The sequence below is a fragment of the Bradyrhizobium sp. Ken64 genome (genome assembly GCF_055807555.1).
Map to the genome: position 1 here is coordinate 1 of NZ_JBVVPA010000089.1, position 395 is coordinate 395.

Consider the following 395-nt stretch of genomic DNA (forward strand, 5'->3'; position numbering starts at 1 on the left):
ATGGTGAAGTGCACCGTCGTGTTGGCCAGGCCGGTGCCGGTCAGCGCAGCGTTCGAAGTGATCTGGTCAAGCGCTGAAGAGCCGGTATCGGAGGTCAGATGCTCCGTCACCGCCGGGCCGGTCGTGCTTAGCGTGTAGACAACGGCGTTGCTGGTCGTCGTGTTGCCGGCAACATCGCTCACCCTGGCCGTCAGCGAGTTGCTGCCATTGCCAAGCGTGACGAGTGCGCTCCAGCTGCCGTCGCCCTGCACGATGGCCGTCTTCACCGGCGTGATGCCGTCATAGACCGTGACGGTGGCCCCGGCATCAGCCACATCAACCGTGCCGGTGATGGTCTGGTTCGCCTGGTTGGTGGGCCCGCCGGCATTGGAGATCGTAATGGTGGGCGCGCTCGT

At 64.8% G+C, this 395-nt stretch carries 1 protein-coding gene; it reads right to left on the bottom strand.

What is annotated here, in order from left to right:
- On the bottom strand, positions 1-395 hold a 395-nt coding region (locus AC0L2F_RS35770; RefSeq protein ID WP_473251529.1), incomplete at both ends, for an Ig-like domain-containing protein.